We start from the raw sequence: 17086 nt of genomic DNA, 5'->3' as shown, positions 1-17086 counted from the left end.
TTTTTATATAAATAACGTTTACACCCCAATAAATTACCAAATATCTTCATATTAATAGCAATAGGTTGTCCTAATAAATTACACAAATGTATAATTTGTTTTTTTAATCTTAAAATATCATTCTATTTTCAGTTTTTTTCGTACTAAATCATGAAACTAGATAAATAATTTCATAGATTTTTTCATAATATACAGTTAACTGTAAAATTTTTACAGTTAACTGTATATTATGTCTTAGCCTAAAAAATGTAATCAAATTTATTCTATTAGTAAATACACTAAACTTGAATATCGGAAATACATTGCCGCACTGTCAGCAAATCTATATTTTACGATTCAAACCTATTATTAACATTAATTTTATCAATTATCTTCATGCATATTAACTATTACTTATACATTTAACAATTTCCCTAACATTGCTTTTTATTAATTGACAGTGATGTTAATGCAAATGTATAATTTATCATAATTTGAGCATAAATATTTTTCAATAGGAGGTAGGAAGGTAATATGCACAAGAAACAACTACAATCAAACTTAATACTTTTATTAACAGCAGCTATATGGGGACTCGCCTTTGTAGCACAGAGGGTTGGAGCAAAACACGTAGGCACTTTTACATTTAACGGCATACGTTTTATGCTCGGCGGACTTTCACTGCTTCCATTAATATTGTATTTTGGTAAAAATACAAAAGCCAGTGAATCTTCCTCTAAATCCAATTTACTAACAGCAGGATTTATCGCTGGCATAGTACTTTTTATAGCTTCTTCTTTGCAGCAAGCCGGCTTAGAATATACTACTGCAGGTAAATCAGCCTTCATAACAGGTTTCTACATAGCGCTGGTTCCTATCCTAGGAATCTTTTTAAAACATAAAACGAGTACTACCACATGGCTTGGAGTATGTTTAGCAATAATAGGATTATATCTCCTAAGCGTAAATGAAAATTTTTCAGTTTCCTTTGGCGACTTTTTAGAACTTGCAGGAGCGTTTTTCTGGGCTCTTCATATTTTATTAATTGATTCCTTTATAAAAAAATATGATTCATTGAAACTTTCATTTACACAAACTATGACTTGTTCAATATTGAGTCTGTTAGCTGCAATCATCTTAGAACCAATAAGTATAGTCTCAATAAGTTCTGCAGCTGTTCCTATATTATATGGAGGTATATGCTCCGTTGGTATAGCCTATACTCTTCAAATAATCGGTCAAAAAAATGCCAAGCCTTCTCATGCTGCTATAATATTGAGCATGGAATCAGTTTTCGCAAACATTGGCGGAGTAATAATACTTGGTGAAAACCTTGGGTTACGAGGGTATATTGGATGTGCACTTATGCTTTCAGGTATGTTATTATCGCAAATCAGAAATTCGAAAAAACAATAAACAATTTATGACTATTTTTCTATTATAAAGTGATACAATTGAATTTTTGATTTTGTATTTATATAATATATTTAGTTTATGCAGATTAGGAGGCCATTATGAAAAACACAGTTTTTTTAAATGCAGCAAAAGTTAATTTTGATAAGAATCTAGATTTCTCAGATTTGGCATCAATAACAAATCTATTTCAGCACGAACAATGTACCAGCGATGAACAGCTGCTTGAGTATTCAAAGGATTGTAACATTCTTATAAGCAAAGAATTACCAATTACAAAGGAAATTATAGATAAACTACCTGAGTCAGTTGAACTCATATGTGAAGCAGGTACAGGTTACAACAATATTGATATACAGAGTGCAAGAGCTAGAAATATAACCGTATGTAATCTTCCTGGATACAGTAGTGAGGCAGTAGCCCAACTTGCCCTTACGTTTATTTTGAACTTTGCATCTTCCATGATTACTCAACAGAAGATGATCTCTCAAAAGGATTTCAGTAACTTTACAAAATACCTTCAAGTTCCTCACTTTGAACTTCGAAACAAGACTCTCGGTGTCATTGGAGCAGGCAGTATAGGATGGCAGCTTATAAAACTTGCCCGTGCATTTGATATGAAAGTCCTTGTTCATAGCAGAACCGAGAAAAATTGGGCAGATGAAAATACTAAATTTGTTTCTTTAGATTTCTTACTAAAAAATAGTGATTTCGTATCTCTTCACTGTCCGTTAAATTCAGATACAAAACATATGATAAGTAAGCATACGTTAAAACTTATGAAAAAATCTAGTTTTATCATAAATACAGCAAGAGGATCACTAATAAATGAGGCTGACCTTATAGATGCATTGAAAAACAAGGTAATTGCCGGTGCAGGTCTTGATGTCTTAGAACAGGAACCACCAAGTTTAGAAAATCCTCTGCTATTTATGGATAACGTCATATTAACTCCACATATCGGCTGGAAATGTATTGAATCAAGAAACAGACTTATAAAACTTTTATATGACAATATAAACGGCTTTATAGCTGAAAAACCAATTAATGTCGTAAATTAAACAGCAGTAAAAATGTCAAGTGCCAGGCACTTGACATTTTTATTTAAATATTAGCAATAGCTTGTTTAATATCGTCGATTATATCATCAATATTTTCAAGTCCTACAGACAATCTTATAAGTCCAGGGGTTATTCCTGCTGCTAAAAGCTGACTATCAGTAAGCTGCCTATGAGTAGAACTTGCGGGATGAAGCACACAGGTTCTAATATCAGCTACATGAACAACATTTGAAGCAAGTTTAAGGCTATCCATAAACTTTACTGCATTTTCTCTGCTGCCCTTTATAGAAAATGATATTACACCACTGCAGCCTTTAGGCAGATACTTTTCTGCAAGCACATGATATTTATTTTCCTTCAATCCCGGATAATTTACAAACTCAACTTTATCCAATCCATTCAGATATTCTGCTACCTTCATAGCATTTTCACTGTGTCTTTCTACTCTTACAGGCAGCGTTTCAAGACCTAAATTCAAAAGAAAAGCAGCATTGGCAGATGGGTATGCACCTAAATCCCTCATAAGTTGAACCCTCGCTTTTGTAATATAAGCAGCATTCCCAAAGTTTTCGCTATATACTACACCATGATAAGATTCATCCGGCTCCGTAAATTCAGTGAATTTTCCGTTTGTCCAATCAAATTTTCCGCTGTCAACAATTACTCCGCCTACCTGAACAGCATGTCCATCCATATATTTTGTAGTTGAATGTACAACAATATCAGCTCCAAATTCAAAAGGTCTGCAGAGTATAGGTGTTGCAAATGTATTATCTACTATTAGCGGTATATTATTTCTATGTGCTATACTTGCAAACTTCTCTATATCAAGCACTGAAATTGCCGGATTAGCGATAGTTTCACCAAACATAGCTTTTGTATTTGCTTTAAAAGCCTTCTGTATTTCATTTTCAGACGCATCTGGATCTACAAAGGTGCACTCAATTCCGAACCTCTTTAGTGTTACAGCAAACAAATTAATTGTTCCGCCATATATAGTAGAAGAACTTACTATGTGATCACCCGCCTTTAAAATATTTAAAATACTGATTAATGATGCTGCCTGACCAGAAGTGGTACATAGTGCCCCTACACCGCCCTCAAGCGATGCTATTTTTTCTTCCACTGCAGCTACAGTAGGATTTGAAATTCTTGAATACATATGTCCGTCTGCTGTAAGATCGAACAATTTTCCTATATGCTCTGTGGAATCATATCTATATGTTGTACTTTGATAAATAGGCAGTGCGTTGGTACCGCCGTTTTCAGGTTTATACCCTTCATGTAAGCATTTTGTTTCAATTTTCACTTCTATTCCCCCAAATCTTACTTAGATAATACGAATTTGTTCATATTTCTAATTTAAATTATAGCATTATTTCAAGTAAAGTGCATATAGCTGTTCTCTTTGATTGAATGGAAGTTTTATTATATAATTAGTATTATAATTAACTAAAGGAGACGTGATTATATGCAATTTTTAGTTATTGGCCGTGATGGAAAAGACGAAAAAGCTTTGGAAAGAAGACTCTCTGTAAGAGAAAAGCATTTAGCGCTTGCTGGTAAAATGGCTAAGGAAGGTAAAAGTCTTTATGGCGGACCACTTTTAGATGATACGGGCAAAATGGTTGGCTCTTTTTTCGTAGTTGACTTTCCATCCAGAGAAGGTGTAGATGAGTGGTTAAAGGTTGAGCCTTATGTTACTGGTAATGTATTTAAAGAAATAACAATTCAACCTTGTTCAATTGCAGAAGTATTTAAGAAATAAAAAAGAAAATGTTGTAGCACTGCGGAGACTGATCCGTTCATTAAGCACTTGTAACACGAATTTTATGCAAATCTCCTAATTTGGGCAAACTCTGCTACGCCTCAAATACTGCTGAAATTTCAATAAAAATTTACATAAAATTCGCTAACAATTGCTAATTCACTCTATATCATCACTGAACATTTCATATTTTCTACATTAATCTAAATAAATTTTTCTTCCCATACTGGAAGATCTATAGATTGCTTCAATTATTTTCATTGTCTTTATTCCAGCTTCACCATCAACATAATCATTCGTTTTATCTATTATAGCTTTATAAAAAGCCTCTATAAGTCTTTTATGACCTGCTCCCCAATATTTCTTTGAAGCGTTCTCTGTTTGACTATTTGCAGTAATATCTCTTTTTCCATCTTCATCTATAATATAAAGCTTGTCATCTTCGAATTTCAAAAAACCTCTTTCAAAATTCATTTCGATTTCTATAGGTGAATTGCTGCTGTAGCAATTAGTTGCATAAAAAATTCCTGCAGCTCCATTATTAAAAATAAAAGTAGCATCTGCAGTATCTTCTACTTCTATAACCTTCTGAAGAAGCCTAGTATCTACATTCGCCTTAACAGCTTTCACACCTCCTGCAAGCCACTGCAACAGATCTATTGTGTGTATTGCCTGATTTATTAACACTCCTCCTCCTTCAGTTTTAAATTTTCCTCTCCACTCTCCACTCATATAGTAGATTTTATCCCTATTCCATGCAACAAAAGCCTTTGCCCCTATAAGTTCGCCTAACTGCCTTTTTAAAATAATTTCTTTAGCTGATTGAGAGGCATTGTTATACCTGTTTTGAAAGCATACTCCTAGATATTTATGATACTTTCTTGCTGTTTCTATCATACTCATTGAATTTGTAAGGTTTATATCCATCGGCTTTTCAGTAAGCACATGCTTTCCTGACTCAATAGCTGAAATAGCAACCTTGCTATGAAGATAGTGAGGAAGACATATGTGTACTACATCTATATCTTCTCTTTCAAGCATTCTCCTGTAATCCTCATAAGCATCGCATGCATATATATTAGCTGCCTTTTGCACTCTTGCAGAATCTATATCTACAACAGCCTTGATTTCGGCATAATCACTACCTTCAAGAGCATCACCATGATTTCTATATATGTTGCCGCAGCCTACAATGGCTGCTCCAAGCTTTTTCATGTTTTACACCTGCCTTAATAGATAAATATTTAAATTTCACCTAAAATGTACCATTAATGTCTAGTTTTCTGCTTTCATTATTCTTTTTATAGGTTGAATTCTTTATTTTCTCCTTTAAAAGTTCATAATAAAGTTCCTCGTTAATTGGGAGTTCTACCCAATCATTTGCCCATGCAGATAGATGCATAGCATTTGATATCGTAAGACCTTTTATTCCATCTATTCCAGGCGCCAAAAGTTCTGTGCCATCAAGTATGGCTTTTACAAAATTCTTTGTTATTCCTTTATGCTGCTCGGCTTCGCCATCTATAGGCACTTCACATTTCCAGCATTCAGGAGCACCGAAACCACCTTTGTATTCTCTGTTAAACTCTCGTTCCGATTGCCTTAATCTCCAGAAAGTAAGCTTTCCATCTTCTATTACAATCTTTCCTCTGTCGCCACTGACTTCAAATCTGTTAGTTCCAGGCGCTTCTCCTGTGGTAGTTACAAATAATCCTGTAGCTCCATTTTCATATTCCACATAGGCTGTTACATCATCTTCAACCTCAATATTTTTATATTTTCCAAAAGACATAAATGCTCTTACCCTCTTAGGCATGCCGCATGTCCATTGCCATAGATCCAATTGGTGAGGATCTTGATTTAAGAGTACTCCACCACCTTCACCTGCCCAAGTAGCACGCCATTCCCCTGAATCATAATAGCTTTGACTCCTATACCAGTCAGTGATTATCCAATTTGTTCTTTTTATTTCTCCAAGCTCCCCGCTGGATATAATATCTTTAAGCTTACGATACAGCGGATTTGTCCTTTGATTGTACATGATTCCAAATATCTTTCCGCTTTTCTGAAGCTTGGCGTTCATTTCTCTTACCTGCTTTGTATATACTCCTGCAGGCTTTTCTGTCAGTACATTAAGTCCGTTTTCAGCTGCCTTAATAGCAAGTCTTGGATGCTCATAATGAGGTGTCGCTATAATAACTGCATCTACCAGCCTTGAATTAAACATTTCCTCGGCATCACTGAAAAGCTTTACCTTATCGCTAAATTTCTCTTTAGCCCATTGAAGCCTTTCAGGCTTCAAATCACATATAGCTGTTAATTCTGCTCTTTCAATCTGATTATTAAACAAGTAATCGGCATGAATGGAGCCCATGTTTCCAACTCCTACTATACCAAATCTGATTTTATTCATAAGCTTCTACTCCTATCTCCTCTAATATTTTATATAAAGCATTTTTAGCTAATAAAAAGTTCTTTTCTCCTTCATGCGATACATTCATATTCAAATTCATTTTGTTTTCTAACTCTGCAAAACCCTTAAAATTTCCAAGATGCGGTTCAATAGATAAAAATCCCTCATAGTTAATATTATTTACTTCTTTTAGAAAGCTCTTAATGTTTCCATCACCATAACCTGAAGGCACTACCGAATGATCACTAAACAGTGCATCCTTTATATGAATATATTCTAGATGGTTTTTCAAGAGTTCATAAGCTTCAGGAAACACCTTCTGGTCACACTGCACAAAATTTGCCGGATCAAAAGTGGCTTTTACAAAATTGCAATTCATTGTTTCCAATATATCTTTGCAGCGTTCAGCGGTATCACCATAAATTCCTTTTTCATTTTCATGCAGAAGCACTACATCATGTTTTGTTGCAGCATCAACAAATAAACTCCATCGATTCATAACAGCTTGTCTACACTTTTCAGCGATTTGACCTTTAGGTATATAAAAGCTGAACATCCTTATATACTTACATTCTAGGATTTTTGCTATTTCTAGCGTATGCTTAAACAACTTAAGATGAGGTTCAAAAGCTTCGTCTATGCCTATCTTGCCTATAGGCGAACCAATGGCTGATACCGATATACCCTCAGCATCAAGTCGCTTTTTTATTTCTGAAACTTCTTCTAAAGTATAGTTTACAACACTCTCTCCATCTACACCTCGAACCTCCATATACTTTATATTGTTTTCCTTTAAAACTCTAAGCTGTACTTCTAATTTCTCATCGATTTCGTCTGCAAAAGCAGAAATCTTAAACCTTGCCATACACTATCCCTCCTATAATAAGAACACGCATAATTCAACTGGTGACATATATGTAACTAATCATCACCATGATATACTTAATTTGACCTTACATATTTGTTATCTATACACTTAATTATATTTCAATATTTACATAATAACATTGTGTTTATTGCTTCAAATATTGTAAATATTGCTTTATAATTAATCTTGTGCAAAATTATTTTTAGGAGAAAAAACATGGACAAAATTCTATTTTCATATCACTCAAAAAACAAAAATATCAGTATAATTCACTCCAAAAGTGATAAGACAGATAAAAATCTGTTTCCTATACATATGCATGACTATTATGAATTGTATTATTTTATCTCTGGAGATATAACTTATTATATATAAGGGCAAATATATAAGCTTGAAAGTAATGATCTGCTAGTAATAAATAATAAAGAACTACACAGACCTTGTTTTAATTCTGAGACAGCTTATGAAAGGGTCGTTATTAGTTTTCTGCCTGAATATGTTTCATCACTTAATTCAGAAGAATATAATCTACTATATTTCTTTGAAAATAGGAAACTAGGTAATCATAATAAAATTAATGCTTCTGATGTTCTCAGCTGTGGTTATGATGACTATCTTAATCAAATAAAATATTATGCTAGGGAAAATCGCATAGAAAGTTCCGCTATGATATTTACCATCTTCGCTCAAATGCTCATATCTCTTAATAAATTTTTTTCTGATAAGATGATGGACCTTAGTATCACAAAAATTGATAGGGACAATAAAATACCGCACATTCTTGATTATATAAATAAAAACCTTAGTAAAAAACTAAGTTTAGATTTACTAAGCAGTATCTTTTATATTAATAAGTATCACCTTTGCCATCTATTTAAAAAGAATACCGGTTTCACCGTTCAGGAATATGTTATTTACAAGCGAATCATGAAGGCTAAAGAGCTGCTTTCTCAAGGTATTTCTGCTGTTGAGACCTGCGATGCAGTAGGTTTCGGAGATTACTCAAATTTTTATAGATATTTTAAGAAAGTAGTTGGCAAAACCCCAAAAGAATTTTTTATGCAGTAAAAAGCCAGGGTAACCTTATCGGTAACTCTAGCTTTTGCTGACCTATAACTTAATATGCTTCTACAAAAACCTCAAAATATGCTTGCGGGTGCAAACATGCTGGACAGACTTTTGGTGCCTCAGCTCCCTCAAATATGAATCCACATTTACTGCATTTCCATAATGTTTTTTCGTTTTTCTTAAATACCTGACCATTTTCCAAGTTCTCTAAAAGCTTCAAATATCTTTTTTCATGATATGTCTCTACTTTCGCAATATTCCTAAATGCTGCAGCTGCCATCGAAAAGCCTTCCTGTTCTGCCACAACTGCAAACTGCGGATATAAACTAGTCCATTCTTCATTCTCACCAGCTGCTGCAGCCTTCAAATTTGTCTTAGTATCGCCTAAGGTTACTGGGTATGAGGCCCCATTAATTTCAACAGCTTCGCCATTTAGATCTTCAGCTAATAATTTAAAAAATCTTTTTGCATGTACTTTTTCATTTTCAGCAGTTTCTAAAAACAACTCTGATATTTGAACATAGCCCTCTTTTTTGGCTACAGATGCATAATAAGTATATCTGTTTCTCGCCTGAGATTCACCTGCAAATGCTTTCAGAAGATTTTCAGCAGTTTTAGTTCCTTTTAATGATGCCATAATCGTACCTCCTAAATAAATTATATTTTGAGATAATTATAGCATCGTAGGAATAAAATTACAACTTATTTAATAATAATTATTACATAATATTTTTTAACATTATTTGCATATTTATTATCACACTGCATATAATAATATAAATTCTTGGAGGTGACTATGGTTACATTCTTAAAAAGCTGGTCATTAACTAATATCAGAAAAAAATTTATAGTTCTATATTTACTAAATGTATTAGATATTCTATTTACATTAATTCTGCTGAAAACAGGATTGTTCAGTGAAGCAAACAATTTGATGTACATAATTATAGACAATAATTTTTTATGCTTCTTTGTTAAAATTGTCTGTCCTGCTCTGTTATTATTATTTCTATACGTAAGAATTGAAAAGGCCACTAAAAAGCAATTAAAAATTTCTAATACAGCTATAAATATAGTTATTATATTCTATTCTCTTATCGTTCTTTCTCATATATCATGGATGAGCATTTTGCATTTTCATTACCTGCATTAGTTACTCAAAAAATTCATTTCTATAGGCAAAGCATGTAGATTTATGGTGTAAAATCAGATATTATGCTATAATTTTAATATTAGCATCATTAAGTCACATTTCATATAGAGGTAAGCGAAAAACATGTTTATGAAGAAACTATTTCATCTCAACAATAAAAAACTATTTTTCAAAGTCCTATGTCTTTCTGTTGTAGTTTATTTATTATTTGCAGCTAACATTCCTAATATATCTATCTCTGTCAAAGCAAAAGTTGCTTCAAGCAGCAATAAATTTGCTATAAAAGATTTCGCATTAGGAAAAAGTAGACAAGTTATACTTGTACAGGCTTCATCAGCTTCCAGTGTACACGTAAAATACAAAACTTATGAAAAAGACTCAAATGACAACTGGAAGCTAAAGCTTTCAACTATAGGTGTGGTTGGTAAAAAAGGTGTAAGTGCCAACAGACATGAAGGTGATCTTACAACTCCGGAAGGTATCTACGGTTTTCTGTTTGCTTTTGGACGAGCTAGCAATCCCGGTACAAAAATGCAGTATCGAAAGACTCATCCTGGAGATTACTGGGTTTCAACTCGTAAGCAATACAATTTATGGGTAAAATACAAAAGCAATCCTAATACAAAATTCGGCCGCGGCAATTATGAAGACCTATATGCAACGTCCCTTTATAAATATGCTGCAGCACTAGATTTTAATTATGGAAAAAACAAGATCATTGGAAAAGGTTCTGCTATATTTATGCATATAGCCCCACACAGCGGCAGAGGAACAGCTGGCTGTATAGGAATCTCAGAGAAAAGCCTTGTTAAAGTGCTGAAATGGATGGATCCCAAAAAGAATCCTAAAATCATAATAGGTACAACAGCATATTTAAATAAATTGGCCAAGCATTGACTATAAAAAAGGGTAGGAAGTGGTTTCCGTCGGCTGGAAAATGCCTCCTCCAACCACTTCCTACCCTATACCGACTCTATGCATTTACAAAGTATTATTTTCTATATTACCTCTCCCAAATTATCTTTCTTGTTTATCTATTTACTAGTATTTTCTTAAGAGCTTTCTTCTTATTACTTCGCATATTATATAGTTGCATCTTTTTAATAGTACATTCAATTTATGAGTAGGTAAGAACTAAGAAGTAATAGTTATTCAAGAAATTCTGCTTAACAGAATTTCTTCCTTCACTTTTCTCTTTTCTCTTTAGTGGTGTATCTTGATACTAATTAAAAGTTATCCACAATTTTCAAAATACATAAATTCCTAAAGAGTAAAAAATGGTTACACCCTATGTCGGCCGGTTACGTTCATTAAGCATTTACATATTTTCTAAGATAGCTTTTACATCTTTAATTACATCATCAATAGCTCTATTGCAATCTACAGCATAGTCGCATGGAACTATTCTAAAAGCTTCACTGTCATGCTGTAACCGCCTCAAAATATCTTCATCCTCAACAATAGCATGTCTTTCTAACTCGTCAATATTCATATGATGCTTCCGTGCATACATTCTCCTAGCTCTGATATTAAAATCAGTATTCAGATAAATTGTAGTTATAGCTGCATCCTTAACAGTGCTTCTTAGTTCCTTTATTCCTGCCACATCTACAACATATATTGAGATCCCTTTATTTTTATACTGCTGTCTAGTTGCCCAGTAATGATATCTATCAAAAAAAGTATATGCAATAATATCTGCCGACAGCTCTTCTCTACTTAAAGCCTCTTTTCTTCTCAGCAATTTATCATCATGGACAAATATATGCCCTTTCTCATTCTCGCTCCTCTTAGGTCTAGTAGTGTAACTCTGAATATAGTTGTAGCCTTCCTTTTCTAAAAGCTCTGCTATAGTTGATTTTCCACTGCCGCTTTCTCCTACAAAACAAATAATCGTGTCCATTACTCAATTTGATTTCTATTAGTGATAACTAGAAATCCTCCCCCTGCCCTTCTTAAATCATTATAATAAACAAATTATAGCATATATTATAACTTGATATACACTATTTTGTCATATATAAATAAAGCCGTATATCGGTTAAAATATACGGCTTTCGTAATTATAATTATGCTTTTGAATAGATTGTTTGTATTTTGATTATTACATAAGATATTTGGACTGTGCAATTCTAATTGCTATATGTTCTTTATTTTGAGAATATAAAACTTCAGCAATACTTTTTTCTTGTAACAATGATAGTGCTGAATTTATTAACATTTCTATATCATTTATTGTCTCCTTATCTAGTCCCTCCATGTTAACATTTACTATAATACTATCCTCCTCAGTATATATTTTTAGAAAACTTCCATATTGAAATATTTTATCTGTACTCATACTTTTTCTCCTTTCTTTTAGAAAAATAAAAAACTATCAGACTTCAGATTATCAATAACAAACATTCAAGCTTACCCGTGACCAACAAAAGCTTTTAACACTGTCAGTTCAAGTAAGATTTGTTATCTATACTCATAAATTTGATAGTTTTAGATTATTTTTTTGATTTTTAGATTCAAACTAAAATGTTAGCATAAAGCCGATTTTCAATGTTTCTTTTTAAAAGCATAATTAATATTTACATTATTTATATAAGTTCAATTTATATCAAAAACAAGTAAAATATTTTATTTTTTAATGTAAGCCATTATTGCTTCTATAAAATTTCACTGGATTTAATGTGCAATACCTAATATTAATATTCTGTAATTGTATTTGGTTTATTTGAGATTTATTATCAAGTACAGCAATGATATTACTTACATTATTGCATCTTCTTATCGTAGTAGTATATATCATTTCCTGTCCCACGGGTATATAACAAATATCATAATTTTCATCATTTTTCAAATACACCCATAGGCAAAACGGGAACTCCTCTTTTTCACACTTTTGTATTCTATCATTTAAGCAGCAAATTACATCTATACATTTAAGCAGATGACAATCAATATTGTGCTGTGACAAAGCCTTATATATTCCGTTCTGTTCAACTATCAGCCTTCTCAGTACTAGTCCTTTAAGATCATATTCAACATGCTTATTTCTACTTATTAAACTTATAATCTGTTGAAAAGATATACACCCAAACTTATTCACTAGATTTAACAGGGATTTTTGTCTCTTATTTATATAGTACATTGTCTTATCCTCCACTAATTTGATTAGGCCTTTCTTATTCTTCTTATAAGGCTTGCGTTTATCTTTCTATTTTCTCGATCTATTCTTTTAAGCATTATCAGCACTTTATCACCAATAGCTGGAACAAAACCAGACCAGTTAGTATGTGGGCAAAGAGCATAAATTCCTTGTTCAAGTTTCACAAATATGCCAAAGCTTTGAATACCTGATATAGTTCCTAAATATTCTCCTTTCACCTTATATCTTTCCGTTATACTATCAAAAGGATCTTGTTTACATTCCTTAAAAGATATACTTATATCATAGTTGGAAAAATCAAGTTTCTTTATAACAGCAGCAACCTTATCTCCAACAGCCATGTATTCATGCAGATCATATATATATCCATAGTCCACCTCTTCTTTTTCCACCCTTGATTCAATTCCGTATACCTCTGCAATAACATTGTTCTTTCCTACTCCAGTTATTCTAGCTAATACTCTATCGCCAACTTTATGTTTAGTTAATTGAACTTCTCTTCTCAATTCCATTGCAGTTTTTCTAGAAGCTACTACTATCTTGTTTTCTGAATCAATGCCTATTACAACAAAATCTATTTCTGCTCCAATCATACTTCTTATGACGAATCTCTCCTTTGCAGAGACATTCATCTCATCAACAGGTATAAAAACTTTAATTCCACCATAAAAAACCACACCACATTCCACAGGGGCCTCTGATACTCTCACATTTATTTTTTCAACTGCCGAAAGTTCAGCGGTAAGTATTTTGTTTGACTGCCTCGATGCATATATATCCTGCCAATTAACATCATTTTTAATAAAATCCTGTACCTCTTCCTCATCACTACTTGCTACACCGCTCATCTTATTTATATTTTTAATATCTTCCATTATAATTCTCCTTTTCAAAATAATTTACCACCAATTATCTTCACTTTTATCTACTTTTTCTTGTGCATTACAACCTATTTCTTCACATGTGATACCATAAATATTTTTTTCTTCATCGCTATTCTCCGTCATCACAGTCTGCTCAACATCCTTTAAAGCCTCCTTTTCAAATAATTTCTGTGCCCACGCTTTAACTCCTTCATCAATTATTCTTACAGATTTTATCTCTCCAGCCATCGGATGCTTAGTATAATCCATCTTTTCAAGCATTAGCGGATTCTGTCCTCTTAGAAGTAAAATTGCCTTATGTCTTTCAAGTTTAAGCATCTCGCTTGCACTTAAGAGTTCTCTTTTAGTAGAACTTATTTTTGTCGTTCCCATGTCAAAAATGCTTTCTCTTCCATTTTTTATGGAATTATCTATAGTTTCAACAGTTGCATCTCCCATTATCTTTGACACATATTCAGCTGTAACAATATCAGTAGTGCCTAAGCATAGAGTACTGTCACAATTCCCAAGTATCTCCGACCATGCCTTATTGGGATATCTATTTTCAAGCTGAGCAATATTTTGAAATATTATTTCTGCACTTATTCCTCTGGAGCGCATCGTACTTATTTTTTTAGGGAAATCAGGGATCTGTCCTATATTGGGAAACTCATCCAGCTTAAAATCTACATCAACTTCACATCTACCTCCATTCATATCTGCATAGTTTATAAGTCTTATAAATAAGAATGAATAAAAAAGTCCTCCTAGAAAATCAAAGGTGCTTTCCATATCTGAACTTATGCAAAAATAAGCACACCTTTCCTTTCCAGGAAGACTTAAATCTATATCATTTTCACTAGTGAGGCCTTGTATTAACTTATTTTGAAATACCTGAAGTCTTGCCCCAAGACCTATTATAATACCGCTTCTTACATTTTCAGGTGCTTGTCTATATATGTTATATGGTATTTTGGCTGGATGACTTAAATCCAATTTATCAAATTTGCTATCAATAATCTCTGAATCCCCACTGGCTATAAGTGAGTACACTGAAGATAGATTTCTGTTCTTTTCAGGATACTCATTTACTACGTATAACACCAAAGCCTTAAGAAGATTCTGTTCTCCTCTGTCCCAGAACGGATCTCCCGCTTTTGAGCCAGCAGCTTTTGTGTTTGCAATGGTCACTTCACTAAAAGTTTGAGCAGAAATATCATCTTCTACCTCAGATATCGGATTCCATCTATCGGAGTATTTAATGGTTCTGTTATTTATATTGAACATTCTAACTATATATCCTCTGTTTCTTAATAGCTCCGCCATATCCTGATATAATTCACCTTTAGGATCTGTAATAATCATCGAACGCCCTATTTTTATATCCTGCAATATTGAATTTCTTATAAAAGCTCTTGATTTCATACTTCCTGAAGCACCGAAAACTGCTACGTTCGAATTCAAGTATATCTTAGGGTTGTACTTTCGTGTTTGCATAGGTAGTGTAACCATCTTATTAGTTATTCCCGATCTTACTGTTCCAAATAGGATACCGTTTCCTGTGCCGATTTCCAAAACTTTCCCAGCCTCCTTTAGTGTCATCCATACCGCACTGCCATGTGTACCATCATTCTTTTTATAATTTATGCCTGTTTGAACTCTCCTTGTAAATTTAGCTGATAAAAAGAGCATTAGACACATAAAGGATAACAAAAAATATATTATAAACCATGTAAATAGGTATCTTCTGCAAAAAAGCATGGAATAAACTTTAGCTGGTCTTTTATATATTGTTAATATCTGATATACATCAGGACATGAGTTAACCTTGTTATACATATAGTCTCTAAATAAATACATTAATTTAACTATCGGCATTATCAAATAAACAGAAACAACCGTATATGTAAGTACGCTTACAGTTGTAAAAACAAAGTTTTTTCTTAATCTCAAAGTTCTCACCTTCCTTTAGTAGATCTTATTTAATAAACTTTTAATTAAGCTTGTCCTTGGCACATATCCAAAATACTCCAAAATCTTTTGATAGCTTTTTATGTTCTTTTTACATTCAGTACTAAAAATAAATTGTTTTTGTTCATTTATAAATTTTTCTTCTTTAAAATCATATTGGATCCTTGAAATAATCTGATTCTTAATGATTTTGCTAAATTCTTTAAAGCTATATATATTTGTATCTGCAAGTACAAGTTTGATCTTACTATCATCTATCTTGTTTCTCAGCTGCTGAAGTTTATTCTCTGTTAACTTTATTACAGGCAACTTGCCTTCTAATACAACTATAAAATATGTGCATTTTCTTAGAATAGCATCCATAATTTCATTCTTTTCTATACTTAAAGGCATATTTATGATTAAAGTATCAAAATTCTCCTTTGACCATTCAATAACTTTTCTATAATATTGCTCCTTTGATAGGTATGTTTCTTCAACCTTTTTAAAGACATAAAGATTTTTAATACCTGCTACCGATGTTATTTCTTTTTTAATATCAATTTTACCGTCTTCATAAAATCCTGTACTTACTTCATGCTTTTCTATCTCCTTATTGTGCTTCTCTCCTTCTAGTAACGACTCCAGCATTGAATCTTTGCTCAAATCTATTAAAAGAATTTTCTGATCAGACCTCTTAGCTAAAAGCAAAGATACATTAGCAAGAACTTTTTCTTTCAAGAAATTATTGTTAGCTGTCCAAAAAGCTATGACCTGCTGTTTTATGGTTTTTTCCACCACTTTTATTGCAGCTGGTTTTCTTTCCTCCTGCACCAATTTTTTCTTTAGCTCATTAATATTTTGTTCAAATTGTCTTTTTTCTCTAACTCTAAGTTGCTTAATCTCCTCCAGTTCCATATTTTCTTGTTCACTGTCACGCCCCTGTGGTTCTTTTGATGCTAATTTAGACATCACCTCCCTTAAGACAGCCTTTTTGTCTCTATTGATTTTTTCTCCGTTCATCACCTCTACAAACAATTTAGAATGGTCAGAAAAGCTTTTTGAGTCATCCACTGTACCCATTACTTTTTCCAGAGATATCGGATCAAATATCATATCATATATTGCATATTTAAAGCATAAATATATTTCTTCATTATTGCTTTTTCCTGTTAGAAAAATTATTCTGCTATTGTTATTCTTAAGATAAAAAATAAGCTGCTCAAGTTGAAGCTCTCCTTTCAAATGCTTAGAGAGAATAACCATATCAAAGTTCTCCTTAAGAAAAAACTCCTTATAATTTACTATTTTGCTTTCTTCTCCTCTTTCACAAAACTTCTGCTGTATTTGCTTGTCAAGCTGTTCCATACCCGTAGCAACCGCAATCATA

The 17086-nt window shown here is 32.7% G+C and carries 18 protein-coding genes; 7 read left to right on the top strand and 11 right to left on the bottom strand.

What is annotated here, in order from left to right; translation table 11 throughout:
- The first annotated feature begins 513 nt into the window (after positions 1-513).
- Together CLORY_RS15695 and CLORY_RS15690 are read left to right on the top strand one after the other, a co-directional pair.
- Positions 514-1395: a DMT family transporter gene (locus CLORY_RS15695; protein ID WP_079426148.1), complete on the top strand. Its 882-nt coding sequence runs from the start codon at positions 514-516 to the stop codon at positions 1393-1395.
- Between the two features lie 98 nt (positions 1396-1493).
- The gene (locus tag CLORY_RS15690) at positions 1494-2453 is read left to right on the top strand and encodes an NAD(P)-dependent oxidoreductase (protein WP_079426146.1); all 960 of its coding nucleotides are present in this window, start codon (positions 1494-1496) and stop codon (positions 2451-2453) included.
- Positions 2454-2496: 43 nt separating this feature from the next.
- On the opposite strand, the gene CLORY_RS15685 is transcribed toward CLORY_RS15690, so the two are convergent.
- Complete coding sequence (locus tag CLORY_RS15685; RefSeq protein WP_079426144.1) at positions 2497-3762, bottom strand: O-acetylhomoserine aminocarboxypropyltransferase/cysteine synthase family protein; 1266 nt, start codon at positions 3760-3762, stop codon at positions 2497-2499.
- A gap of 162 nt (positions 3763-3924) precedes the next feature.
- On the opposite strand from CLORY_RS15685, the gene CLORY_RS15680 reads away from it, so the two are divergent.
- A complete protein-coding gene (locus CLORY_RS15680; RefSeq protein WP_079426142.1) occupies positions 3925-4221 on the top strand; it encodes a YciI family protein in 297 nt (98 codons plus the stop codon).
- Between the two features lie 198 nt (positions 4222-4419).
- Here the strand turns inward: CLORY_RS15680 and CLORY_RS15675 are convergent, their stop codons facing one another.
- Genes CLORY_RS15675 through CLORY_RS15665 form a run of 3 tightly spaced genes read right to left on the bottom strand, consistent with a single transcriptional unit; the run spans position 4420 to position 7499 of the window.
- Entirely contained in the window at positions 4420-5436 is a 1017-nt protein-coding gene (locus CLORY_RS15675) for a Gfo/Idh/MocA family protein (RefSeq protein ID WP_079426140.1), read from the bottom strand.
- A gap of 40 nt (positions 5437-5476) precedes the next feature.
- Positions 5477-6634: a Gfo/Idh/MocA family protein gene (locus CLORY_RS15670; protein ID WP_079426139.1), complete on the bottom strand. Its 1158-nt coding sequence runs from the start codon at positions 6632-6634 to the stop codon at positions 5477-5479.
- Entirely contained in the window at positions 6627-7499 is an 873-nt protein-coding gene (locus CLORY_RS15665; RefSeq protein WP_079426137.1) for a sugar phosphate isomerase/epimerase family protein, read from the bottom strand. The genes CLORY_RS15670 and CLORY_RS15665 overlap by 8 nt, the downstream gene beginning before the upstream one ends.
- Positions 7500-7718: 219 nt before the next feature.
- On the opposite strand from CLORY_RS15665, the gene CLORY_RS23340 reads away from it, so the two are divergent.
- A complete protein-coding gene (locus CLORY_RS23340) occupies positions 7719-7877 on the top strand; it encodes a hypothetical protein (protein WP_169911648.1) in 159 nt (52 codons plus the stop codon).
- Between the two features lie 291 nt (positions 7878-8168).
- Positions 8169-8570, top strand: coding sequence for a helix-turn-helix domain-containing protein (locus CLORY_RS15660; RefSeq protein WP_079426135.1), 402 nt, complete (start codon positions 8169-8171; stop codon positions 8568-8570).
- A 49-nt stretch (positions 8571-8619) separates the two neighbouring features.
- On the opposite strand, the gene rbr is transcribed toward CLORY_RS15660, so the two are convergent.
- Entirely contained in the window at positions 8620-9207 is a 588-nt protein-coding gene (gene rbr / locus CLORY_RS15655) for a rubrerythrin (protein ID WP_079426133.1), read from the bottom strand.
- Positions 9208-9366: 159 nt separating this feature from the next.
- Here rbr and CLORY_RS23820 point away from each other — a divergent pair, with 159 nt between their 5' ends.
- Positions 9367-9723: a DUF5658 family protein gene (locus CLORY_RS23820; protein ID WP_079426130.1), complete on the top strand. Its 357-nt coding sequence runs from the start codon at positions 9367-9369 to the stop codon at positions 9721-9723.
- Between the two features lie 123 nt (positions 9724-9846).
- On the top strand, positions 9847-10620 hold the full coding sequence (locus tag CLORY_RS15645; protein ID WP_079426128.1) for a L,D-transpeptidase family protein: 774 nt from the start codon (positions 9847-9849) through the stop codon (positions 10618-10620).
- A gap of 421 nt (positions 10621-11041) precedes the next feature.
- Here CLORY_RS15645 and CLORY_RS15640 read toward each other — a convergent pair whose 3' ends face one another.
- The 6 genes from CLORY_RS15640 to CLORY_RS15615 form a co-directional block, all read right to left on the bottom strand.
- Positions 11042-11626 (bottom strand): nucleoside/nucleotide kinase family protein, encoded by a 585-nt coding sequence (locus CLORY_RS15640; RefSeq protein WP_079426125.1) that lies wholly within the window; start codon positions 11624-11626, stop codon positions 11042-11044.
- Positions 11627-11827: 201 nt separating this feature from the next.
- Positions 11828-12064, bottom strand: a complete 237-nt coding sequence (locus tag CLORY_RS15635) for a hypothetical protein (protein ID WP_079426122.1) — start codon at positions 12062-12064, stop codon at positions 11828-11830.
- 294 nt (positions 12065-12358) lie between these two features.
- Entirely contained in the window at positions 12359-12865 is a 507-nt protein-coding gene (locus tag CLORY_RS15630; RefSeq protein ID WP_079426119.1) for a DUF5697 family protein, read from the bottom strand.
- Between the two features lie 23 nt (positions 12866-12888).
- Positions 12889-13758 (bottom strand): hypothetical protein, encoded by an 870-nt coding sequence (locus CLORY_RS15625; protein ID WP_207652221.1) that lies wholly within the window; start codon positions 13756-13758, stop codon positions 12889-12891.
- A gap of 24 nt (positions 13759-13782) precedes the next feature.
- Complete coding sequence (locus CLORY_RS15620) at positions 13783-15699, bottom strand: VirD4-like conjugal transfer protein, CD1115 family (RefSeq protein ID WP_139376063.1); 1917 nt, start codon at positions 15697-15699, stop codon at positions 13783-13785.
- 15 nt (positions 15700-15714) lie between these two features.
- Positions 15715-17085, bottom strand: coding sequence for a hypothetical protein (locus tag CLORY_RS15615; RefSeq protein WP_079426116.1), 1371 nt, complete (start codon positions 17083-17085; stop codon positions 15715-15717).
- Between the last annotated feature and the right edge of the window lies 1 nt (position 17086).

Origin of the sequence: Clostridium oryzae (assembly GCF_002029235.1) — a bacterium.
Taxonomy (GTDB): domain Bacteria; phylum Bacillota; class Clostridia; order Clostridiales; family Clostridiaceae; genus Clostridium_AE; species Clostridium_AE oryzae.
Note: the sequence above shows the minus strand (reverse complement) of the source record. Positions and strands in the feature narration are given on the sequence as shown.

Bases quoted from the DNA above. Each gene is read 5' to 3' on its own strand.
- CLORY_RS15695 (WP_079426148.1), top strand. From the start codon at position 514: ATGCACAAGAAACAACTACAATCAAACTTAATACTTTTATTAACAGCA.
- CLORY_RS15690 (WP_079426146.1), top strand. From the start codon at position 1,494: ATGAAAAACACAGTTTTTTTAAATGCAGCAAAAGTTAATTTTGATAAG.
- CLORY_RS15680 (WP_079426142.1), top strand. From the start codon at position 3,925: ATGCAATTTTTAGTTATTGGCCGTGATGGAAAAGACGAAAAAGCTTTG.
- CLORY_RS15675 (WP_079426140.1), bottom strand. From the start codon at position 5,436: ATGAAAAAGCTTGGAGCAGCCATTGTAGGCTGCGGCAACATATATAGA.
- CLORY_RS15670 (WP_079426139.1), bottom strand. From the start codon at position 6,634: ATGAATAAAATCAGATTTGGTATAGTAGGAGTTGGAAACATGGGCTCC.
- CLORY_RS15665 (WP_079426137.1), bottom strand. From the start codon at position 7,499: ATGGCAAGGTTTAAGATTTCTGCTTTTGCAGACGAAATCGATGAGAAA.
- CLORY_RS23340 (WP_169911648.1), top strand. From the start codon at position 7,719: ATGGACAAAATTCTATTTTCATATCACTCAAAAAACAAAAATATCAGT.
- CLORY_RS15660 (WP_079426135.1), top strand. From the start codon at position 8,169: ATGATATTTACCATCTTCGCTCAAATGCTCATATCTCTTAATAAATTT.
- rbr (WP_079426133.1), bottom strand. From the start codon at position 9,207: ATGGCATCATTAAAAGGAACTAAAACTGCTGAAAATCTTCTGAAAGCA.
- CLORY_RS23820 (WP_079426130.1), top strand. From the start codon at position 9,367: ATGGTTACATTCTTAAAAAGCTGGTCATTAACTAATATCAGAAAAAAA.
- CLORY_RS15645 (WP_079426128.1), top strand. From the start codon at position 9,847: ATGTTTATGAAGAAACTATTTCATCTCAACAATAAAAAACTATTTTTC.
- CLORY_RS15640 (WP_079426125.1), bottom strand. From the start codon at position 11,626: ATGGACACGATTATTTGTTTTGTAGGAGAAAGCGGCAGTGGAAAATCA.
- CLORY_RS15635 (WP_079426122.1), bottom strand. From the start codon at position 12,064: ATGAGTACAGATAAAATATTTCAATATGGAAGTTTTCTAAAAATATAT.
- CLORY_RS15630 (WP_079426119.1), bottom strand. From the start codon at position 12,865: ATGTACTATATAAATAAGAGACAAAAATCCCTGTTAAATCTAGTGAAT.
- CLORY_RS15625 (WP_207652221.1), bottom strand. From the start codon at position 13,758: ATGGAAGATATTAAAAATATAAATAAGATGAGCGGTGTAGCAAGTAGT.
- CLORY_RS15615 (WP_079426116.1), bottom strand. From the start codon at position 17,085: ATGATTGCGGTTGCTACGGGTATGGAACAGCTTGACAAGCAAATACAG.